At 45.2% G+C, this 22,546-nt stretch carries 19 protein-coding genes, 1 tRNA gene and 1 pseudogene; 9 read left to right on the forward strand and 12 right to left on the reverse strand.

Features of this window, described 5'->3' with window-relative positions; translation table 11 throughout:
- Window positions 1–15 precede the first annotated feature (15 nt).
- Entirely contained in the window at window positions 16–759 is a 744-nt protein-coding gene (gene surE / locus GCU85_RS00580; protein ID WP_152808273.1) for a 5'/3'-nucleotidase SurE, read from the reverse strand.
- 110 nt (window positions 760–869) lie between these two features.
- On the opposite strand from surE, the gene GCU85_RS10290 reads away from it, so the two are divergent.
- Both GCU85_RS10290 and GCU85_RS00590 read left to right on the forward strand, forming a co-directional pair.
- Window positions 870–1,493, forward strand: a complete 624-nt coding sequence (locus GCU85_RS10290; RefSeq protein ID WP_152808275.1) for a GNAT family N-acetyltransferase — start codon at window positions 870–872, stop codon at window positions 1,491–1,493.
- A 110-nt stretch (window positions 1,494–1,603) separates the two neighbouring features.
- Window positions 1,604–2,221: a LysE family translocator gene (locus tag GCU85_RS00590; protein WP_152808277.1), complete on the forward strand. Its 618-nt coding sequence runs from the start codon at window positions 1,604–1,606 to the stop codon at window positions 2,219–2,221.
- Window positions 2,222–2,334: 113 nt separating this feature from the next.
- On the opposite strand, the gene GCU85_RS00595 is transcribed toward GCU85_RS00590, so the two are convergent.
- Entirely contained in the window at window positions 2,335–2,793 is a 459-nt protein-coding gene (locus tag GCU85_RS00595) for a flavodoxin family protein (RefSeq protein ID WP_152808279.1), read from the reverse strand.
- A 316-nt stretch (window positions 2,794–3,109) separates the two neighbouring features.
- Here GCU85_RS00595 and GCU85_RS00600 point away from each other — a divergent pair.
- The 3 genes from GCU85_RS00600 to GCU85_RS00610 all read left to right on the forward strand — a co-directional run bounded on the left by GCU85_RS00600 (window position 3,110) and on the right by GCU85_RS00610 (window position 5,747).
- A tRNA-Arg gene (locus tag GCU85_RS00600) sits at window positions 3,110–3,186 on the forward strand.
- Window positions 3,187–3,363: 177 nt separating this feature from the next.
- Complete coding sequence (locus GCU85_RS00605; RefSeq protein ID WP_152808281.1) at window positions 3,364–4,209, forward strand: metallophosphoesterase family protein; 846 nt, start codon at window positions 3,364–3,366, stop codon at window positions 4,207–4,209.
- A 185-nt stretch (window positions 4,210–4,394) separates the two neighbouring features.
- On the forward strand, window positions 4,395–5,747 hold the full coding sequence (locus GCU85_RS00610; RefSeq protein WP_152808283.1) for a hypothetical protein: 1,353 nt from the start codon (window positions 4,395–4,397) through the stop codon (window positions 5,745–5,747).
- Between the two features lie 92 nt (window positions 5,748–5,839).
- Here the strand turns inward: GCU85_RS00610 and aroC are convergent, their stop codons facing one another.
- The 3 genes from aroC to GCU85_RS00625 all read right to left on the reverse strand — a co-directional run bounded on the left by aroC (window position 5,840) and on the right by GCU85_RS00625 (window position 8,170).
- Complete coding sequence (gene aroC, locus GCU85_RS00615) at window positions 5,840–6,910, reverse strand: chorismate synthase (RefSeq protein ID WP_152808285.1); 1,071 nt, start codon at window positions 6,908–6,910, stop codon at window positions 5,840–5,842.
- A gap of 14 nt (window positions 6,911–6,924) precedes the next feature.
- Window positions 6,925–7,533 (reverse strand): TrmH family RNA methyltransferase, encoded by a 609-nt coding sequence (locus GCU85_RS00620; RefSeq protein ID WP_152808287.1) that lies wholly within the window; start codon window positions 7,531–7,533, stop codon window positions 6,925–6,927.
- 91 nt (window positions 7,534–7,624) lie between these two features.
- Window positions 7,625–8,170 carry an adenylate kinase gene (locus GCU85_RS00625; RefSeq protein WP_152808289.1) on the reverse strand — a complete coding sequence of 182 codons (546 nt, stop codon included), beginning with the start codon at window positions 8,168–8,170 and terminating at the stop codon, window positions 7,625–7,627.
- A 107-nt stretch (window positions 8,171–8,277) separates the two neighbouring features.
- On the opposite strand from GCU85_RS00625, the gene GCU85_RS00630 reads away from it, so the two are divergent.
- Window positions 8,278–9,030, forward strand: coding sequence for an endonuclease I family protein (locus tag GCU85_RS00630; protein WP_152808291.1), 753 nt, complete (start codon window positions 8,278–8,280; stop codon window positions 9,028–9,030).
- A 51-nt stretch (window positions 9,031–9,081) separates the two neighbouring features.
- Here the strand turns inward: GCU85_RS00630 and GCU85_RS00635 are convergent, their stop codons facing one another.
- Window positions 9,082–10,314 carry a DUF1015 domain-containing protein gene (locus tag GCU85_RS00635; RefSeq protein ID WP_152808293.1) on the reverse strand — a complete coding sequence of 411 codons (1,233 nt, stop codon included), beginning with the start codon at window positions 10,312–10,314 and terminating at the stop codon, window positions 9,082–9,084.
- Between the two features lie 7 nt (window positions 10,315–10,321).
- Window positions 10,322–11,293 carry an NAD(P)-dependent oxidoreductase gene (locus GCU85_RS00640; RefSeq protein WP_152808295.1) on the reverse strand — a complete coding sequence of 324 codons (972 nt, stop codon included), beginning with the start codon at window positions 11,291–11,293 and terminating at the stop codon, window positions 10,322–10,324.
- Window positions 11,294–11,538: 245 nt separating this feature from the next.
- Here GCU85_RS00640 and GCU85_RS00645 point away from each other — a divergent pair, with 245 nt between their 5' ends.
- Entirely contained in the window at window positions 11,539–13,359 is a 1,821-nt protein-coding gene (locus tag GCU85_RS00645; RefSeq protein ID WP_152808297.1) for an ABCB family ABC transporter ATP-binding protein/permease, read from the forward strand.
- An 83-nt stretch (window positions 13,360–13,442) separates the two neighbouring features.
- Here the strand turns inward: GCU85_RS00645 and glmS are convergent, their stop codons facing one another.
- The 5 genes and pseudogenes from glmS to GCU85_RS00670 all read right to left on the reverse strand — a co-directional run bounded on the left by glmS (window position 13,443) and on the right by GCU85_RS00670 (window position 17,928).
- Window positions 13,443–15,272: a glutamine--fructose-6-phosphate transaminase (isomerizing) gene (glmS, locus tag GCU85_RS00650; protein ID WP_152808299.1), complete on the reverse strand. Its 1,830-nt coding sequence runs from the start codon at window positions 15,270–15,272 to the stop codon at window positions 13,443–13,445.
- 559 nt (window positions 15,273–15,831) lie between these two features.
- Window positions 15,832–16,216, reverse strand: a pseudogene (locus GCU85_RS10365) (integrase core domain-containing protein); the annotation flags it as partial.
- Between the two features lie 44 nt (window positions 16,217–16,260).
- Window positions 16,261–16,941, reverse strand: a complete 681-nt coding sequence (locus tag GCU85_RS00660) for a DDE-type integrase/transposase/recombinase (protein ID WP_152808302.1) — start codon at window positions 16,939–16,941, stop codon at window positions 16,261–16,263.
- A 12-nt stretch (window positions 16,942–16,953) separates the two neighbouring features.
- Window positions 16,954–17,238, reverse strand: coding sequence for a hypothetical protein (locus tag GCU85_RS00665; RefSeq protein WP_152808304.1), 285 nt, complete (start codon window positions 17,236–17,238; stop codon window positions 16,954–16,956).
- A gap of 480 nt (window positions 17,239–17,718) precedes the next feature.
- On the reverse strand, window positions 17,719–17,928 hold the full coding sequence (locus GCU85_RS00670; protein ID WP_152808306.1) for a cold-shock protein: 210 nt from the start codon (window positions 17,926–17,928) through the stop codon (window positions 17,719–17,721).
- A 685-nt stretch (window positions 17,929–18,613) separates the two neighbouring features.
- Between GCU85_RS00670 and gpmI the strand changes: the two genes are divergently transcribed.
- Window positions 18,614–20,116, forward strand: a complete 1,503-nt coding sequence (gene gpmI, locus GCU85_RS00675; protein WP_152808308.1) for a 2,3-bisphosphoglycerate-independent phosphoglycerate mutase — start codon at window positions 18,614–18,616, stop codon at window positions 20,114–20,116.
- A 143-nt stretch (window positions 20,117–20,259) separates the two neighbouring features.
- Window positions 20,260–22,518: an AMP-binding protein gene (locus GCU85_RS00680; RefSeq protein ID WP_152808310.1), complete on the forward strand. Its 2,259-nt coding sequence runs from the start codon at window positions 20,260–20,262 to the stop codon at window positions 22,516–22,518.
- Window positions 22,519–22,546 lie beyond the last annotated feature (28 nt).

A 22,546-nucleotide genomic window follows, 5' to 3' on the forward strand; every position in this document is an offset into this window, starting at 1 on the left:
TTAACGTGAATTAATTTAACCCAGCCAATCATCGATTGATGTTAGCAGGCGGTGATGTGTCAAATCGGTATGAATTGGTGTGACAGACGCATAGCCGTTTTGAATCGCATGAAAGTCAGTGCCCAGACGTTGATCAGCCATCTCCCCAGGTTCGCCAATCCAATAGGCGGTTTGGCCGTGTTTAGTGGTGACTTGCTTTACGGGTTTGGCTTGGTGTCGAAAGCTCAGCCGCGTTGCGCGAATGCCTTTGAGTTCAGCGACGGGGATATCGGGAATGTTGATATTTAAAATCAAATGATTGGGTAATGGGTTTTGGTGTAATTTTGGGATGAGTTGATTGAGTACATAGGCGGCTGTTTCGTAATGCACAGGCTGGGGCGAAGTCATAGAAACTGCCAGCGATGGGTAACCGAGAAAACGGCCCTCAATGGCGGCTGCCACGGTACCCGAATAAACGACGTCATCGCCCAAGTTGGCACCGAGATTAATGCCTGAGATAACAATATCAAATGCGGTATCTAGTAAACCTAACAAGGCAATATGGACGCAATCGGTCGGCGTGCCTTCGACGGAAATAAAGCCATTTTCGTGCTGGTGAGTATACAGCGGATGGCGTAGGGTTAGGGCGCTACTGACGCCGCTACAGTTTCGATCGGGTGCGACCACATCTATATGTGAGCAATGGGTTGATACGATATCATAGAGCGCCTTTAACCCAGGCGATAGATAGCCGTCATCATTGGAAAGAAGTGCTTTCATCGTGTCATAAAGCCGTTTTAAAAAAATGTATTGTAACCGATATGCAAGTGATTGCGAATCGTTTATCATGCAAATATAGATTTAAATAATAGACTGTCAAAGGAGGCAGCGTGACAATTGATTATCGGTTATTAAGTAATAAAAACGCGAAAGACAACGCTTTGATATTGACATTGCCTGCGTTTTTTGAGGCGGTATTTACGGCATCAGAAGGAAAAGACGAAGGACAACTCATTGGAGGGTTAGTCAGTGGTTTGCTTGAAACGACCGCCACAAATGATTTATTAATTTCGGTGGCGATTGATTTAAACGCAACCTCAACCGCAACCTCAACCTCAACCGCAAGCAATGTGATTAAAGGTTGTGTTTTATTCAGCCGCTTGGTTTTTACTGCGGCTACGGCAGACAAGCCTGGCAAGGCAATTAATATGATGTTGCTTGCTCCCATGGCTGTCGCAACGACAGCGCAAAAACAAGGCATTGGACAGCGATTAATCCAATTTTCAATTCAACAAATGAAACAACAAGGTGTCGATTGCCTGATGACTTACGGTGACGTCAATTTTTACGGCAAAGTCGGCTTTGAGCCTGTAGATGCGACCCTGATAAAACCACCACACTCGCTCGCTTATCCACAAAGTTGGTTGGGTCAATCGCTTAGTCCTCAGCCAGTGACGGCATTCGTCGGAAAAACCACTTGTGTTCGGGTATTAAATAACGCATTATATTGGTAAATGATAGGGCTGGCTTTTGTGTTGGTTGATGCGGTTTAGCGTAATTTTAGGTGATTTTTAGGTAAGTTTTAGGGGATTTTTAACATGCTTTTTAGCGGGTTGGTTTTACGATGAATTTGATGACGTTGTTGCTGTTTGTGCCTGCGTGTTTTGCGCTTAATATGTCGCCTGGTCCCAATAACTTGTTGGCAATGGCAAATGGTAAACGCTTTGGTTTGCGCATTGCCTTGATAGCTGGGCTTGGTCGAATTGTAGCGTTTGCTGTTATGATTACGCTGGCCGCGATGGGCTTGGCAACGGTGTTGTACAATTCTGAAAAAGTCTTTTTGCTGATTAAGCTAGTGGGTGGATTTTATTTGCTGTGGATGGCATTCCAGCTGTGGCGCGCCGATCCAGCACCACACGCGATCGAGCAGTTGTCTAGCCCTCGCTTAATTCCAATGGCTAGACAGGAATTGCTATTAGCGTCAGGCAATCCTAAAGCTATTTTAATTTTCACCGCATTTTTGCCACAATTTATTACGCCATCGGCGCCAATTTTTGGTCAGTTTTTGGTGTTAGGCATTGCTTTTTTGCTTTTAGAGTTTGTTGCGATTTTTTTGTACGCGTGTTTTGGTCATTTTTTACGCCACTGGTTTTCACGGCCTGCGATGCGTCAATTATTTAATCGCGGTTGCGCCACCTTGTTGGGGTTAGCGGGGTTAGGCTTGTTGGCAAGTGGTAGATAAGGTGCATTGATACATTATCGATGATATATTGCCGATAATATATTGCATATAGTGCATTGTATTAATTGCTTTATTATAAACAAAACGTCAGCTTGATTTTGTGTTTTAGACGACTAGATAGCCCCCAGCGACAACGCCTCTGCGAAATATAGCCCGATGTCATAAGCGGCGTCTAGGTCGGTTTGTGCCTGTGGGTTTTTGGCAATATGGCATAACTGGCTGTCTTTCATGTTGTAGCCTAATAAAATCCGCTGAATGGCTTTGACGGCGCCTTGTCCGTCGTTATCACAGCTAATTAATAGGGCGTAGCTTTTGCCGGCTGTTTGTTCGCGTGCATCGTAATAAGTCCGATCAAATAGGGCTTTTAGTTCACCGCTCATATAACCAAAATTCTCTGGTGTGGCGAATATATAACCATCGCTTTGCTGCATTTCTGTCACCGAGACGTCGTGTGTCGGTTTGCAATTGACGGTAATAGGGCTGTCGATGGCATTAGCACCACGTCGCGCGGCATCCACGAGCTGTTTGGTATTGCCTGTTTGTGTGTGGTAAGTAATCAATAAGGTTTTCATTGCGATGATTTTGATTTGCGTGTCTCAGGTATAGGTGCTTTTGTTGGTTTTAAATGACATTTAAGTTGGATTATTATAGCGACCACGGTAATCGAATAGTTTCATGCGCTGAAAAGACAGTATACCAGTTTAGCACGAGGTGTGACAAACTAGACAAAGCAATCCACAAAGCGAGCCACAAAGCGAGCCACAAAGCAATCCACAAAGCGAGGCATCCAATCGTATAAGCATGACCAGATGTATCCAGATGTTTTGTTTTTTAATTGATAATTTTATTGGTTTCGCTGAGTAAATCAGTTAGAATGTAGCCGCTATTGGGTCCGTAGCTCAGTTGGATAGAGTACCTGGCTTCGAACCAGGTGGTCGGGGGTTCGAATCCCTCCGGGCCCGCCACTATTTTCGCCATACATTGGATAGATTTTATGGAAATATCTGTCCACCGCCAATCCGATAAAGTCTGTTCACCACATAAAGCGTGATGGACGGCTAGCAGCAAACAATAAGGGTGAAAATGACCAGACAGGCTATTTGCCTATTGACTATCGCATCATAAATAAACGAGCGTAAACGATGAGAGTCGCCATTTTCTCTGATATACACGGTAAAATATTACTGCCCTTCAAATTGGTAGATTTATATCAAAAAGAAACAGGAAAAGCAGTTGATTTTATTCTTCAATGTGGGGATATAGGTGCCTATCCAGCCATTAATAATCTAGATAAAGCAACGGCGAAACATGCCCAATCCGACAGGGATGAATTAGGGTTCTATGATGATTTTACCAAAATAAATCAACGCATAAAGAAATTTTTAGATGAACTGAATATAACAATGATTTGTGTTCGTGGCAATCACGAAGACCATGACTTTTTAGATGATTTAGAGAAAGAAAACTCGCATACCAATTGGTTTCCGATAGATGTTTACGAAAAAGTGTTCGTCTGCAAGTCAGGGGTAAAGCAAGTATTGCGCACTGAAAATGAAATATTGAGTTTTGTCGGAATTGGCAGAATCGGGGACAGAAAAGGCAGAACAGAAAAACGATTTATCCAAGATTATGAAAGGAAAGCAATTAAAAAATTACTCAAAACAAGCGACACTTTTGATTGCCTAATCACTCACGACAAAGATGATAGGGAAAAAAACGGCTATGGAATGCCTGAAATCAGGGATGTATTGGATAAGGTTATTTTTTATTATCATTTTTACGGGCATACAGGAGAGCCTTTTAAGCACGAAATCGATGCTAATGGGATAACCCAATCCATAAAAATAAAAGAGTTGGAGCATGACGAAAATGGTCTCTTAGAACAAGGGTGTATGGTTATATTGGAAAAAGAAAATGAAAATTTAACCATTGAAATAGTAGATAAAAAATTAACAAACAAGTTGGCTAAATCTAACTGGAAAAATTAATAAATACGGCCATTAGAAAGTGTTTTTTCACCTACGTTGCCAGTATCATTTGATTGTGAAACAAAGTCTGCACCGAGTGGCAGTAAACAATAAAGGGGGGGTACACTCCATTTGACTCATTGAGGTAATGTAGTCAGTACATTAATAGCGCCATCAAAAAGTATTGATAACCCAAGGAGAACAAGATGTTACCATTTTATAAGCTATGTATAAACTATAATGAAAATCAGGGGGTACAACGGACAAGTAAGTGGTGTCACAGCGTCTGCTACCGTTATATTCTGCAGTTAATGACACTATTAATGCTAGTCGCTGTTGTGATGCCGCAGAATGTCTTAGCAAAACCCATACCGAGTGACTATACTCGATTTGAGGTAGCAGATATTCAAATCAATGGAGATAAGGGCACGATTTTTATCACAGTCGAAACGCTTAAGGCAGATGCTGATTTACATTGGGATATCAAGCCTGTTGCCTATCAGCTTCGAATAAAAGATGTCACCAAGTCAAACGCAATGTTAACAGGGACGCCCCCTGTTTTCGGTGGGGATGTCACCGTATCCGCTAGACAAGCTGCGAAGCATCGCTGTAAGGAAGGTGTTACTGGTTGTGTTGAGCTTGATTTTTACACTATTGAAATGCCTTTTCAAGTCATTGATGACGGCTTTTATCAATTTGATGTGTCTTATTTCAGTGATAAGGTTGAGTCAAGACCTTATGTCATGTTTATTTTTGACGGTGAAATTACTGTATGGGAGCTACTTCGTAATGTGCAAATGTTAGATGAGAAGAGTCTGGACGGTATAATTAGTTCGGCTTTCGAGCTAGTTGCGCGTAAAAAGGTGGAAAAAAAACTGCCCCATTTAGTGGCAGAGCGTGACCAGCTCCGTAAAGAACTGACACAGCTTAGCAATCAGCTATGGCAGCAATCTAATTTGGATTACAAGGACGTAGAATATGACGTCAAGCGAAAGTTAGTTCGGCAAAAAGAAGATGAGATCAGAGCAAAATATAGACCGCGGTCAAGAGCCATCAATGCAAAACTCGAAGCAGAATATGAAGTGCAATTACAGCGCATTCAAACATTATATGAAGAACGTGTTGGTATTGTACCCCAAGCACTTGTCCCGCAACCGAAGGCACTCGCTCAGCCCTTGCAGGCAGGCGAAGAAACCCTAGCAGGTATTGATAGTGATGGCGATGGCGTACGTGATGATGTACAAATTGCGATTTATAACCGATATCCTAATGATGAAGAAAAAAGGAATGCATTGACATTAATGGCAATAGATATTCAAAAAGTTGTTGTACTTGGAGCAGAAGGCGATGAAAATAAAATATTTAGCCATGGACTTGATGACAAGCCTATTCAATGCCTAGATGAAACTTTTGGTGATGATGGCTATAATGAACTTGGGTTTATTCAAATAATTGTATTAAATACGCCTGAACGTTTCAATGCAAGCCTAGATTTTGATTTTGCTTTGGATGGTAGTTTCTTCACGGCAAAAAATTATGAAAATCCGTGTGAGCAATAAGGAGTAAGTATGAAAATAATATCTAATCAAATAGTTAAGCTCATAAAATAGCTGCAACTGAGCGTGTTCAACTAATTTGTGCGGTAATCCTCCTAAACACACCAGCCACGGTTTTGTGCATCTTGGCGCAGTAAGTGGTCGACTAGTGTGAGCGCGAGCATGGCTTCGACAATCGGTACGGCGCGGATACCGACACAAGGGTCGTGTCGCCCTTTGGTGATTAAATCGACTGCTTTGCCTGTGTTATCAATCGTTTTCCCCGGGATTAAAATCGAAGACGTAGGTTTAAATGCAACCGCTGCGCGAATCGTTTGTCCGCTAGAAATTCCCCCCAAAATCCCACCTGCATGATTGCTTTCAAAGCCATCGGGCGTGATTTCATCTCGGTGTTCGCTGCCGAGTTGGCTGACGGCGTCAAAGCCATCACCGATAGCAACAGCTTTGGCGGCATTGATTGACATGAGGGCTTTGGCGATATCGGCATCCAGCCGATCAAATACGGGTTCACCGAGGCCTGCGGGTACGTTGGTGGCTTCTACCGAGACTTCGGCGCCCACTGAGTCCCCTGATTTGCGGATTGCCATGAGGTAATCTTCTAAGGTCGCAATGCTATCAGCATCGGCTGCGAAAAACGGGTTGCTATGGATGAGGGATTTGTCGGTGGCGGGAATACGGACAGTGCCAATTTGCGATACCCATGCCGTGATACGAATATCAAACCGTGTGCGCAGGATTTTTTTGGCGATGCCAGCGGCTGCAACGCGCATGGCAGTCTCGCGTGCAGACGAGCGTCCGCCCCCGCGATAATCACGGAATCCGTATTTTTTGTCATACGTTAAATCGGCGTGCCCTGGGCGGTATTGGTTTTTTATTTCGCCATAGTCTTTGCTACGCTGGTCTTGGTTGTGAATAATTAAACCAATTGGCGTGCCTGTGGTTTTGCCTTCAAATACGCCTGATAGAATCTCGACTTGGTCGGGTTCTCGTCGTTGGGTAACGTATTTGCTGGTGCCTGGTTTGCGGCGATCTAAATCAACTTGTAAGTCGCTTTCATCAAGCAAAATACCCGCGGGGCAACCATCGATAATGCCACCAAGTGCTTTGCCGTGGCTTTCGCCAAAGGTGGTGACGCGAAATAATTCTCCAAAACTGTTTCCTGGCATAGGTTCCTCGAGGGTTAATTTAATGGGGCTGCGTGTTGATTGGTGTACTCATATAAACACAAAGACGCGGCAACCGCCACATTTAGGCTCTCAGTTTGTCCGAATTGCTGAATGCTAAGTGGCGTGATTTTTGGGTATTGCGTTGGGTTAAAAGATAACCCGTTTTGTTCGTGTCCCATCACAAACGCGGTTTTTTTAGGCAGTTGTTTGGTGTGCAAATAGTTGGTCTGTAAATAGCTAGTTTGTAAATGGGGTAAAGGTGTTTCAGGAGATATTTCAGGGGGTGTTTCAGGGGGGTGTAGTGCATAAATTTCGTAGCCATCAGTCGCTAGTTGTTGGTAGCTTTGGTCAAAGGTATGGAAAAAACTGGCAGGCACGTGTTTAAACGCGCCTTTGGCTGGTGCGACATCGAAATAGGGCGTGTTAATCACATGAATACTGTGCGCGGAAAACGCCTCAGCACTGCGAAAAATTTTGCCGATATTGTGGCTGGCGTTCAATCCGTCTAGTACCAAAATAACGGCGTGCTTGCCTGGGCTGGCAAAGCGGTTAGCATTGCGTTGCTTGCGAAACGTCCACTGTGACTGTGCATGGCATCGTCGCTCAATTTTATGCTTGGCCATTGGCTGTTGGTTGACTGTTGTTGACTGACTGTTAATGGTGATTATCGGTTTAGCGTATTCATATTACGGATTTCATATTACTGATTGGTGGTTATTTTGCCAATATTTTTTCAATGCGAGCAAAAATATCCGTAATAGAGCCTGTGCCGAGTACCGTAGATAGTTTATTCTGATCGCGATAATACGCAATCAGTGGGGCGGTTTGCTCCTCATAGACTGACAGCCGATTGCGAATGGTTTCTTCGTTGTCATCGGCACGACCCCGTGCGAGCATTCGTTCGACAATTTCTTCGTTATCGACATCGAGCTGGATGACGCAGTGAATCGATTGATCGGCGTCTTTTAGGAGTTTGTCTAGGGCTTTTGCTTGTGGTAGTGTGCGGGGGAATCCGTCAAATAAGATGCCCGATTGGTTAGCCGTGATTTTGTTTTCTACCATCCCCAAAATAATGTCATCAGAGACCAAATCACCAGCATCCATCACGGACTTGGCGGCTAACCCGAGCTCGCTGCCTGCTGAGATTTCTGCACGAAGCATATCACCAGTCGATAAGTGTTCTAGGGTGAATTGTTTTACAATTTCAGCTGACTGTGTGCCTTTGCCAGAGCCGGGTGCGCCCAATATAATTACATGCATAAATAAAATCCCCTATGATTGTCTGCGTGGTGGTATGAAGATAGTGATTATTTTTAATAAATCGTTATAATTGGTTATTTAGTCACTACATTATACGCAAAAAACGCATGTTTAAAAAGGGAAGAATATCGTCATTGGTTGTCGCATTATTGGCAGTTGTTATCATTATCTTGAATGCTTATTTAGATAACGCAGAAAAAACGCCAACGCGCAACGACTCACAGCAGCCATCTCAGCAGCCATCTCAGCAACAAGCATCTGATAAGTCAGACGATACTAGCAAGCCTTATCGGCAAGCACTGTATTTTCTGTGGAGTGAGGTCTATGCGTTGGGCGGTAATACCCTGTATTGTGATGCGCCATTTACAACGGATAATCGAGAAAAACGCGCAAAGCATATCAACGCCGAGCATGTTTTTCCCGCTAGCTGGATTGCCAAAGACTTGCAATGCGGTACGCGTAAGCAGTGCCAGCAAACGAGCGCCTTGTTTCGGACATTAGAATCCGATTTGCATAATATTTATCCTGCCTTAGTCGATGCCAATAAATCGCGCAGTAATTATCGGTTTGGCAACGTGAATCGAAAATCAAGCCCAGTTAAAGGTTGTACATTCTATGTGGATGAATCGGCGCGAATAGCAGAGCCACGTGAAGCGGTACGCGGTGACATTGCCCGTGCGATGCTTTATATGGCGCATGAGCATGGACTAACGCTGTATTCCAAAAATCGGGCGCTGATGCTGGACTGGCATCGCCAAGACCCGCCTGATCAGGCAGAAATCAATCGGGCAAAACAGATTGAAAAAATCCAAGGGCGAGATAACCCGTTTATTACGCAATATCCGTTTGTGAGTAAATAAAGCCCAGTGTAAAAACCCAGTGTAGTAAACGAACACCCACCAGTTAAGCCCTTATTTTCTAAAGCGGATAAAGATACCTGAGCGCACTTTGGGGGCAAACCACGTCGATTTAGGCGGCATGATTTGACCGCAATCAGCAACTGCCATCATTTCTTGGATAGCCGTTGGAAAAGTCGCAAAGACGACCTCAAACCCAGCGGCAATCGCTTGTTCCATGCCAGCGATGTGACTGTCACCTGAGATATACTCTAGGCGGTCGTCTCGCTGCGGATCGGAAATACCTAGCATCGGCGCGAGGATGCGCTGTTGTAAAATAGAGACGGCCAAGCTACCGACAGGATCCGTTGGGACAATGTGTGGCTTGCAAATGAGTTTGTACCAGTTATGGCCTAATAGCATGCCGAATTCTTGTCGATTCATGGGTTGGGCGTGGTATTTATTATCATGCTTTTCGACCAAAAAATCGCTTTCCAGCATACGTAGCAGTGTGGCGGGTTTAATGGGTAAATGTTTGACGCAGCGATTGTAGGCATGGATACGCATTTCATTATCAGGGAATAAAACGCCCAGCATATAATTGTAAGGCTCGTTGCCCGTGTGCTCGGGATTTTGTTGGCGGCACTTTTTGGCAAAACGGTGCCCAGAAGCAATGCGGTGGTGCCCGTCAGCGAGGTAGCTGACACCGACTTGTTGAAAATGATAACGCAGTTCGGATTGTATATTGGCATCGGTGATGACCCAGGCGCGTTGTGTGATATCGGTGGTTAATTCGATATCTGGTGGTTGTTGTGTGATGCGTTGGGTGATTTCAGTGATGCCCGTGTGTTGCGGGTAGGTAATGCAGACAGGGCTAGGCACGACACCGACTTTTTTAATGTATTTGGCCAGTCCTTTTTCTTTTTCTTTGCGCGTGTACTCATGGATGCGAATCGCGTCTTCTTCGTAATCGCTATAGGGGATATCGGCAATCACCCCTGTTTGTATGTGCCCGTCTGTTGTTTCCAATTGATAGACTAACAGCGCGTTATCGACTGGGCGATAGAGCCCTTTGGCGAGTAGTTGCTGCAGATACTGTTTATTTTGCTTGAGCAGCATGTTAAGCGTAATGCCTTCGTGCGGTTCAAATTCATCAATATAACGAAAGGTATTGATGAAATTATCCGGGTTTTTTTCGGCAAACACCCTACGTTCGGCGGGTGTGAAGGTGTCATAAGCTGGACAAATGACAGTTTTAGCGCTGGCTTTTTGCGGTAAGTAGCCAGTTAGTGGATGAATGTTTAGCATTGCCTGATTAGTTTACGCGGTTTAAGAATTGTTGGTGATTGGCAAAAGATGCAATAATTTCAACCACATTATCCGCAACAGCGGTTTGTGCTTGTTCGGTCGATGCGCCAATGTGATGCGTGCCAATTACTTGTGGATGGCTAGCCAATGGCGAGTTAAATTCGCCTGTTGCGGCGCTAGGCTCGTTGCAAAAAACATCAAGCGCTGCCTTTATTGGTTTTTCATCGAGCGCGGCGAGTAAAGCCGCTTCATCGACGACTTCACCGCGTGATGTGTTGATGAGTAGGCTATTGGGTTTCATTTGGGATAAGAATTCGGCATCGATTAATTGTTTGGTGTGTTCGTTAAACGGCACATGCAGGCTAATGACGTCGCAATGGCGCGCTAACGACGCTAAATCAGGGTGTTGTGTTAGGCCAGGGAATTGGTCGGTTAGACGTTGTTGTGCTAGACTGCTGCTGCCTTGGGCGGTGCGAATGACGGTGTGAATCGACATGCCAAAGGCCAATGCGCGTTCGGCAAAGGCTTGTCCGATTGCGCCAAAGCCAATGATACCGACCGATTTGCCGTAGATGCCATCGGCGACTGAGTAGCGTTTTTTGTTCCATTGCCCTGATTTTAAGTCTTGTGTGGCGTCTGCGATATGGCGATCAGCGGCCAGCATAAGCCCCATCGCCAGTTCCGCAACGGCAATGGCGTTTTTCCCTGGGGTGTTACAAACGGCAATGCCTTTTTCAGCAGCATGAGCTTTGTCAATGGTATTGGTGCCTGCGCCAGCGCGGATGATGAGTTTGAGCTGTGTTGCGGCATCAATGGCTTCGGCGCTAACTTTTGTGCTGCGCACCACGAGAATATCTGCATCGCCTATCGCTGTGACTAGGCTGTGTTCATCAAGCGCAGGGCTGTTGGTGAGCGTATGTTCGGCTGCTAATGCGGCTTGTTGGGCTGCAGGAAATTTGTCGGCAAATAATATTTTCATGGTAGGCTGTTATTGGTTATCAATTAGTACGGCCTATCATAACCATTATTCGAATGGCGAATATGTTTAAATACGACATCCCTTTGGATGAATGGAGGCCTTGAATAAATAAAGGCCTTGGATGGATTAAGGCGATACCGTCGGTTTGCTGCCTGTGGCTGTTCGACGAGTTACGCCATACTGGCAAGTAACCAGATAATTAATCTAATCAAAACAAAACAAATAGAGACAAGTAGAGACGAGTTATGCAAAGCAACACCCGACAAAAAACCACAAAAAAAGCAGAGAATTATCAAGTCGATTGGCGCATTAGTCAGCGCTTAATACCGTATCTATGGGCGTACAAGCGGGTCGTGTTTGCCGTGTTGTTGTTTTTGATTTTGGCGCGCGTCTCCAATATCGTCGTGCCGATTATTTTAAAATATACCGTTGATGCGCTAAGCGATCCGCAGTTGCAGTTACTTTCTGCGGTGGTTGGGCTGGTGATTGCTTATGGCGTGTTGCGTTTGAGCTCGGTACTCTTTAACGAAATCCGCAATTGGCTGTTTGCCAAAATCCGTATCGAGATGCTGCATAAAATTTCGATGCAAACTTTGGCACATTTGCATAATTTGTCTTTGCGCTTTCATTTGGATAGAAAAACGGGGGCATTGTCGAGAGAGATGGAGCGTGGTTTACAGGCCATTGCCGTGTTTTTGCGTAATATTTTATTTAATATTATCCCTGTGTTGTTTGAGTTGATTGCGGTGCTCATCCTGATTGGCTTTCAATTTAATTTTATTTTTGTGCTCGTTATTTTAGTGACGATTGTGCTGTATGTCGTGTTTACCTTTTTAATGACGCGATGGCGGACGCAGTTTCGTGTACAAATGAATGACTACGATGCCAATGCCAACACGCGCGCGATTGATTCGTTACTGAATTATGAGACGGTTAAATTATTTGGCAATGAACAAGTTGAGCTGACGCGATACGATGCGGCATTATCGCGGTGGTCTGCGTTTGCCCACAAAAGCACATGGACGTTATCGTTGTTAAATTTAGGGCAAGGCCTGATTATCGCTAGTGGTCTGATGGTCTTGTTGTTAATGGCTGTTATGTCAGTCTTTGACGGTGAGTCATCTGTCGGCGATTTTGTCATGCTAAACGCCTATATGTTGCAGCTTTACGTGCCCTTGAGTTTTTTGGGCTCGATGTATCGCGAAATTAATCATGCCCTGATTGATATGGATAAATTATTTACGCTGCTAGATGAAAAAGCCGATATCACCGAAGTTGCCACTGCCCAACCGCTAGATTTTCGCGGTGGTTGTATTGAGTTTAATCACATTACCTTTTCGTATGATGGCTCGCATCGAATTTTAGACGATATTTCGTTTACAGTCCCTGCGGGGGAAATGGTCGCCGTTGTTGGGCCATCGGGGGCAGGGAAGTCTACGTTATCACGGCTATTGCTGCGGTTTTATGATCCTGACAGTGGTGCTATCTTAATCGATAACCAAGATATTCGGCAGGTCACTTTGGCCAGTTTGCGGACGTATATGGCCGCTGTGCCACAAGATTGCAATCTATTCAATGACACCATTGGTTATAACATTGCCTACAGTATCGCTAGTAGCCAGTCAGATGTATCACAAGCAGAGATTGAGCGCGCGGCTAAAATGGCACAAATCCATGATTTTATCGTGAGCCAGCCCAAAGGTTATGAGACGTTGGTCGGTGAGAGAGGGTTAAAGCTATCAGGTGGTGAAAAACAGCGTGTCGCCATTGCCCGCGCGGCCTTAAAGCAAGCGAAGATTCTTATTTTTGATGAAGCCACGTCTTCATTGGATAGCCGTTCTGAAAAAGCCATCCAAGTCGCTATGAATAACGTTGCAAAAGGACAGACGACTTTGGTTATCGCACATCGATTGTCAACGATTACACAGGCCGATAATATTGTGGTATTAGACCAAGGTCGTGTCGTGGAGACGGGCACGCATGATGCCTTGTTGCTGCAGCAAGGCCTATATGCACAGATGTGGGCACTGCAGCAGGAAAACAAGGCCGACTGCGCCGATGAATAAACGACTAGCAGTCGGCTAGTCGTCGGCTAGTGGTCAATTGGTTACCGATTAGTATTGTTTTATCGAGCTATTTAACTATTCAGCTATTCAACGGTGACCGATTTGGCCAAATTGCGCGGCTGGTCAACATCTTTACCCAGCGCGAGCGCCGTGTAATAAGCCAGCAGCTGCATTGGTACTACCGATAAAATCGGCGCGATGACAGGATGAACACTGGGTATGATGATGTGGTGAGCCGTTTTGTTGGACTGACAGACGCTTTCTTCGGCAACCAAGACGACTTGCGCTTTGCGTGCCATGACTTCTTGCATATTAGACAGTGATTTTTCCAATAAATTATCACTGGGGCATAAGCAGACAACGGGCACATGCCCATCGATTAACGCAATCGCGCCGTGTTTCATTTCGCCTGCAGCGTAGCCCTCAGCGTGAATGTAGCTGATTTCTTTTAACTTAAGCGCTGCCTCTAGCGCAATCGGGTAATGTCGCCCACGCCCGAGGAAAAGCACATCGTTGGCTGGTGCCATCGCATAAGCAATTTGTTGGATGGGTTCGATGTGATGAATACTGTTTTCGATTTGATTGGGTAGTGCCAGCAGTGCTGTGACGATGTCGTGTTCGGTCGCCGCGTCCATTGTGCCACGCTGACGCCCAACATAAATCGCCAAGCAAAGCGCGACAACACATTGTGCGATAAAGGCTTTGGTCGAGGCAACGCCAATCTCAGCGCCCGCGCAGGTCGGTAATCTGTCGGTGCTTTCGCGCGCCATGCTAGAGCTTTCGACGTTTACGACAGAGACGATATGTTGGTTTTCGGACTTAGCACGTCGCAACGCAGCGAGTGTGTCTGCGGTTTCGCCCGATTGTGAAAAGGCAACAAATACGCCCTGTTTGGGTTGGATTAAATCACGGTATCGGTATTCAGAAGCAATGTCGACATCAACGGGGAGGTTAGCGAGGCTTTCCATCCAGTATTTTCCCAGTAATCCTGCGTGGTACGCCGTGCCGCAAGCCACAAATGCCATTCGCTCGATAGTGTTTGGGTCAAAGCTCAGTGGTAACGGCTTAACGCAGTATTGTGATTTGTCGATATAGCGTTCAATAAGGGTGCGTATTACGGTGGGTTGCTCGTGGATTTCTTTGAGCATAAAATGCGGGAAGCCGCCTTTGTCGGTGTCGTCCGCACTAAGCCCCGTTTCGACAACCGCACGGCTAACAGGTGAGTCAGACTGGTCATAAATGGCAATATCTTGTTGAGTGATGATGGCATAGTCACCTTCTTCTAAGTATTGTACTTTATCGGTGACTAGTGCCAATGCCAGTGCGTCAGAGCCCACATACATCTCATTATCGCCGCGCCCAACGACCAGTGGGCTACCCGCACGTGCCGCAAAAATGGTATCAGGTGCGTCATCAATCATAACCGCAATGGCGTAAGCCCCATCTAGGCGTTTGATGCTTTCTTGAAAGGCATGAAAGGCATCTAGCCCTTGGTCGAGCTTGTGCTGAATAAGTTTGGCGATGATCTCGGTGTCCGTTTGTGACTGAAACGCATAGCCTTTGTTGAGTAACTCTTGTTTGAGCGGTTGCCAGTTTTCAATAATGCCGTTATGCACGACTGAGACTTGCTGTGCGTTATGCGGGTGGGCGTTTTCTTCGGTGGGTTCGCCGTGGGTTGCCCAACGGATATGCCCGATGCCGATTTGACCTTTGACAGGGGCGTCGGCAATGACATTTTGCAGGGCGGCGATTTTGCCCTTAGCACGGCGGCGGCTAAATTCAAACGAGCCTTCTCTCTCACGCCGAACGGCAATGCCAGCACTGTCATAGCCACGGTATTCCATGCGCTTTAATCCGTCGAGTAAAAAAGGCACGACATCACGTGCACCGACCATGCCAATAATTCCACACATCGTATTATCCTATGTATAATTTAATGAATATTACTAATTTTAGGTAATTTTCAGGTAATTTGAAAATCGCTAAATTATAGCATAAATTACCTCGTTACCTAGCTTGTCGCTTGTAAGGATTAACCGCTTATGCAATCAAGCGGTCTCCCTGTGTATTGATGGCATGTTTTTATGAGATTTTTTGGATGGCTTTTAGGGCGTGATAAAGGTATAGCCATTTTGACAAGCAACACGAACGCCATGTGACTAATGTGACTAATGAAAATGGTAAATTTGACTTAAGGCAATCCAAGAAATCCCAAGCAACGCCAAGCAACCCCAAGCAACGACTAAATAAATCCTAGGCGTTAGCCGTTAGGTTTTTTTGTGGCTAACTGTTGACTAAATGATGGCTTGATTGACTGTGCTTGAGAGTTAGCGTATTATCCTTCACCCCGCTGTTTTTCTCTAGTGGTGTTTCCTGGTTCTTTGAACGATACCTTCGTTGATACCTTGGGTGACACCCAGGGTAAGAAATAGACATAAGAATAAAGCTTGATATTTGTCATTTTTTGTGTTATTATTTAGGGATGTAGGGCGCGCGTTCGCTGACAGTAACGGGTAAAATAAGTTGTAAGAAATCCTCGCGTTGTTTACAGTTAGGTTAACTCAAAGTAGTGACTAAGTATCTCATAAGGTGTTGCGTTGTTCAAACTTTTGTGCGGTTTGACAGTATTGTAAAAATTGATGAATCGATTTAATTCCAATCGTCTATGCGCACTATCTTTAAACGATTGTTTTTCTTGCCACATTTCCATCATAGTGCGGATAACACGTTCTGCTTTACCATTGGTCTGTGGTCTAGCAATACGTGTAAACTTTTGCCCGATGCCATTGTCACGACACGCTTTGACAAATGCATGTTGCGGCGTTCCTTTGTATTCTTTACCATTATCTGAGTACGCATANGTATTCTCTCAAAAAATACTGTAAACAACCCGAAGAAATCTTACACTTTAAATGATTGTTTTTCGTGCCACATTTCCATCATAGTGCGGATAACACGTTCTGCTTTGCCATTGGTCTGTGGTCTAGCAATACGTGTAAACTTTTGCCCGATGCCATTGTCACGACACGCTTTGACAAATGCATGTTGCGGCGTTCCTTTGTATTCTTTACCATTATCTGAGTACGCATAATCAATGGTGTAAGGGCATTGTGCAAGCACGTTGCTGAGTAAAAAAGCTTTGGCGCTGTGTTGCGTTTTATCGGGTAAAATATCCGCGTACAGTTCCCGCGAGTAGTCATCAATCGCAACAAACAAATAATCCCTAGCCTCAGTTGTTTTCTGTCCTTGTAGTAACGGCAGTCGTTTGGTATCAAAATGCATTAACTCGCCTGGATAGGATTTGTTATAGCGTTTTGCTTTTTGTTTCAGGCGGTGCTGGATGGATTGCTCGACTTTAGCCAATCGCTTCATACCGTATTGGATGTTGCGATAACGCGCGTTGGTACTTTTCTTAGGTGAAAAAGACTGCAGCCTCGCGTTTTTAAGGACTTTGTAAATCGTTGGGCGACTCACGCGATAGCGTGTGGCTAAATCGGTTACTCGCCATTGTCTGGTTTGATAAAGACGCCAAATCTCTTGGCGATCAAGCGGTGTTAAGCGTATTCGTTTGTGCATGTTCATTACAGTATTCTCTCAAAAAATACTGTAAACAACCCGAAGAAATCTTACATCTAATTGGTTAAACCTATCTATTTCTTTATCATTTTCATCTATCACTTTCTCATTAATATCTACAGTGAGCACATCAACAGGATTATCGTACAATATCCCATTGAAATATATGGCCAAAGGGTTGTCGGTACTTTCAGGCGCACTAAAGGTAATTTTTAATTTCTCTAGGTTCTGGTCAAACAATTTTTCTTCAGCATTGCTAATTGAAATAGCAGTCACTAATACTAATAATAATATTTTCTTCATATCAACCTCATAGTTTTAAATTTTATTTTTCGGGGGCACACCATGCTTTACCGCACGGACCTAAATGTTAGCTGTTTAATTAACGGTGTTAAGATGCTGTCTTTGCCATTTAAAGGTTTGCCGTCATACAACGCTTGAATAGCAGCTTGCATATCGAAATTGGGTGTTTTCTTTGTCCATGTGTCATCTCCTCTGTTTCTAACAGTTTAATCAATTGACACAGAATTTTGAACACTACCGACCTTGAATAATTATTTATAATTGGTTAGTCTGTTATCCTACCCAGCTAATAGCTCGGCTTATCACCCTGTTTATCGCCCTGCCCACCTCAATTTCTGCATAAAAAAACCGCGCACTGATTAACAGCACACGGTTTTTTTTGGGTTTTAAATCACTAGCAAAAGCACTAGCAAAAGCCAGTTATTTAAATGGTCCCCGTTAGTCGCCTGACTTATCGGTCAAAACGACTACCGCAAAGACTTAGAGTCCGCGAACGTTGTTTGCACAAGGTCCTTTTTGGCTTTCGCCAACTTCAAACTCTACTGCCTGTCCATCATTAAGCGTTCTAAAGCCGCCGTCAGATGACTGAATCTCTGAGTGATGTACAAATAGATCTTTTCCACCTGCTTCTGGTGTAATAAATCCAAACCCTTTTTCGGCGTTAAACCATTTTACTGTTCCTTTATTCATATGTATTACTTCTTCTTTAAAAATAGTGAAAATAAACTATATATCTGCCACTATCACTATCGCGACAGATATTTTGTATGCTCAACTCAATTGCTAAAAAATAAATTTTCTACCAATAAAGCCAAACACACGACTTAGGTACGAAAATCACCTAGACAACATCAAACAAGACAAGGCTAGACAACCATCGAAAACTGCAAAGGGGATGAATTTAATGACTCGGTGAAACTGATAACTACACTACAGGTAACGCGATGTTTCCTGCAAAATATTAACTACCTTCTCAACTACACATGTAAATCAGACCATTACAATACAGACAGCATACCGCAAATCACAACACCTGCAAAGCAGTATTTGCATTATTTTTTAAGGGCTAGCCACTAGTGCAACGTTATTGCTTTATCAATAAAAAATATATCGTCTATTAAAATGGCTTATCTGCTGGGTTTGCGGCGGGGTTGCAATGGGGTTGCAATGGAGCTGCAGTGGGTTTATAGTGGAATGGTGGCATACATTCTGCAAAACCTATCTGCTTTTAAAAAGTATAATAACTGCTTGGCATCTGTCCTAACGATGACTTTTTGTCGCTGCGTTTTTGTATTCGCTTTTTAATTTTTTGTTTTAAGCCCTTGTGCTATGATGAACCCTAAAACTTTGGTTCGAATTACAAAGAGGAGACGCCATGCAATCCGTTTTATTGATGATTTTAGACGGCTGGGGGCATGCACATGCCGCGCCTGACAATGCGATTAGCCATGCCAACACACCAAACTGGGATATGCTGCTTGCCACGTGCCCCAAAACACTAATCAAAACCGCAGGCAAAGCCGTCGGATTACCCAACGAACAAATGGGTAACTCCGAAGTCGGTCACATGAATATCGGTGCAGGTCGCGTCGTTTACCAGTCGTTAACTCGCATTCAAGATGCGCTACACGAACACCGCTTTCAACAGACCGAAGCCCTTGCAAATGCCTGCGATGTTCCCGACAACCAAGCACTGCATATTTTGGGATTGCTCAGCGCTGGCGGCGTTCACTCGCATGAAGACCATATCGAAGCCCTAATCGAACTCGCCAAATCCAAAGGCGTTGCACGCATCTATCTGCACGTCTTTACCGACGGTCGCGACACGCCACCGCGTAGCGCTGAGGCAAGCCTTAAGCGTTTTCAAGCGCTAGAAGACCAGCAATTTAAAATCGCCACAATCACTGGCCGATACTTTGCAATGGACCGCGATAACAACTGGGAACGCACACAAACAGCCTACGAAGCCATCGCGGATAATCAGGCTGAATTTCGCGCGCCGCGAGCGCTTGATGCACTCGCGCAAGCATACCGCCGTGATGAAAACGATGAATTTATTCAAGCGACTGTCTTAGACGCCGCCGAGCGCATGCAAGACGGTGATCATTTGGTATTTATGAACTTCCGTGCCGATCGCGCCAGACAACTGACGCAGCTTTTTGCCGAAAACACCACGCATTTCCCGCACCGACACATTCAACTCAATCAGTTAGTCACGCTGACACAGTACCAACAACAACTGCAGACTACCGTGGCTTTCCCCCCAATAGCCATCCACAATGGCTTAGGTGAAGTGCTTGCCCACGCAGGCGCAAAGCAATTACGTATCGCAGAAACCGAAAAATATGCCCACGTCACGTATTTTTTTAATGGTGGCGAAGAAACCGTATTCCCCGGTGAAGACCGCATTTTAGTCCAGTCGCCTGCGGTCGCCACTTATGATCTAAAGCCCGAAATGGCCGTGTCTGAAGTCACAGAAAAACTCACCGCTGCCATTCAAACCAATACGTATGATTTCATTTGCCTCAACTTTGCTAATCCAGATATGGTCGGTCATACAGGGGTATTTTCCGCCGCGGTCAAAGCCGTCGAAGCCGTTGATGAAGCAATGGGTAAGGTTATCAACGCCGCGCGCGCCAATCAGATGAAAATATTAGTCACCGCAGACCATGGCAATGTCGAGCAAATGACTAACCCCGAAACAGGCAAACCATTTACTTCACACACCACTTTCCCCGTGCCTTTATTGTTGGTCAACGGGGATGGAAAGCGATTAACCGATGGTGGCGCGCTGTGCGACCTAGCACCAACGGTCCTTGCGCTCATGGACATCGAACAGCCCCCTGAAATGACAGGAAAATCTCTCATTGTGGCGTAATTGCCGACTAATTATGGAATAAAACACACGTAAACGTTAGCGAATCATTCGCCAGGCAACTCGCGTTAACAGTAAATCGTTAACAATAAATCGTTAATAATGAATCATTAACCGTAGATTAATCAACCCGTCAGGATAGAAACATGATGAAACCATTGGTAAAAAAACTCATGCAGTGGGCGTTTCGCGTCAAAGTACACGGACAATACGAATCGCACCACAAAAAAACACTCATTATCGCAAATCACTCTTCGTTTTTAGATGGATTACTGCTCGCATTGTTTTTGCCGGCTAACCCCGTTTTTGTTGTCCACAGCACGGTTGAGAAAAGTCGGTTATTCCGCTATTTTTTACGCTATATTGATTATCTTGCCGTTGACCCCAGCCATCCCATGGCAATGAAAAAAGTCATCAAGCTACTAGACAGCGGACGCCCAGTCGCCATTTTCCCCGAAGGTCGCATCACAACGACTGGGGCATTAATGAAAGTTTATTCAGGTGCTGCTTTTGCTGCCAGCAAGTCTGAATCGACGATAATCCCTGTGCAAATCACGGGCGCTAAGTATAGTTTTTTCAGTCGTTTACGCGGGCTATTTAACCGCCGTTTGTTTCCAGCGCTTAGCTTGACCATCTTTCCTGCAACGCAACTCGATCGCCACGAGAATCTGCCCGTCAGAGCGCGCCGAGAGGCCGTCAAAGAAAGCTTGCACCAACTCATGATGCGGATGGCCGTTGAAGCCCGTCGCCCCATGACGCTGTTTGCCATGCTACTTGATGCTCGCAAAAATCATGGCAAACACACGATGATTTATGAAGATGGTATTTCAGACAGCTTAACCTTCAACCAATTAGTGCACAAAGCAGTCGGGCTGTCACATTTACTCAGCAAGCAAACCTTGTCGCCCCGTGTTGGCGTCTTGTTACCCAATAGCAACGTGCATATAATTACTTTTTTTGCATTACAGCATTTGGGTAAAGTCCCTACCATGATTAATCACACAGCGGGCATTCGCGCCATCAAGGCAGGGCTGACCGCCACCCAAGCCGACACCATCATTACGTCAAAGCGATTTATTGACAAGGCACAGCTGTCTGAGCTCATCGCGCAGCTCACCGAATATCAAATCATTTATTTAGAAGACCTTGCCGCGACAGTCACGCCAAAAACCAAACTACAGATTTTTGCCAAACGGCTGATCCCCGCGCTCACCATGTCACCACAAAGCCCCAACGACGAAGCGGCGATTATTTTTACCTCGGGGTCTGAAGGCTTGCCTAAGGGCGTAGTCCATAGCCATGATAGCCTGCTCACCAACGCGGCACAAATTCAAGCCATTTATGATTTCCACCCCAAAGACCGCTTTATGATTTGCCTGCCAAATTTCCATGTATTTGGGCTATCGGGCGGCACGCTACTGCCCATCGTCATTGGGTCGCGTGCATTTTTATACCCCAACCCCTTGCATTATCGTGCCATCCCAGAGATTATCTATGATCGCGGCTGTACTATTTTGTTAAGCACATCAACGTTTTTAAGTGGCTATGCCCGATTTGCTGACCAGTATGATTTTCATCGGTTACGCTATGTCATTGCTGGCGCTGAAAAGCTATCGCAAGACGTCATTAAAACCTACCAAGAGAAATTTGGCATCCGCGTCCTAGAAGGTTACGGCACCACAGAAACCGCGCCTGTTATCGCCGCCAATACACTTATGGCGCATAAAACAGGCTCGGTCGGCAAACTGCTCCCCAGTATGGGCGCCACACTAACGCCTGTTGAAGGCATTGCGGATGCGGGCAGACTCATTGTCAGTGGCGATAACGTCATGCTTGGCTACTTAAAGGCAGAACAACCTGGCGTACTCGATGCATCGCCTGTCATTGATGGCAAACGCCAATACGACACGGGTGACATTGCCAACATTGACGATCAAGGGTTCTTAACCATCCGCGGGCGCGCCAAGCGCTTTGCAAAGATTGCTGGGGAAATGGTCTCACTCGATACCGCTGAAAAAATCGCAGCGAATGCCGCACCCGACGCCGCTCACGCCATTATTACCCGTGAAGACAAAGCCAAAGGCGAAGCGCTCATTCTATTCACCACTGCCGAAAATTTAACTAGAAAACAACTGATTGCATCTGCACAGCAGCTGGGCATTAGCGAATTAGCCGTACCAAAAACCATCCAATCACTGTCCGAAATTCCCTTACTCGCCAGTGGCAAAACCAACTACGTTCAATTAAAAACGTTGAGTGAACAACCGACACCATCCGACCCGCTCAGCAACCGCTCGGCTGACACGGCTGAAACGGCTGACTCGGCGAACCCAGCGAACCCAACCGCCGATGCATTAATCAACAACACCCCAATCAAAACCCCAATTAAAACCCATGTAAACTAACATGCTGACTAATTTATCTATGGCTGGG

The sequence above is a fragment of the Ostreibacterium oceani genome (assembly GCF_009362845.1).
Taxonomy (GTDB): Bacteria; Pseudomonadota; Gammaproteobacteria; order Cardiobacteriales; family Ostreibacteriaceae; genus Ostreibacterium; species Ostreibacterium oceani.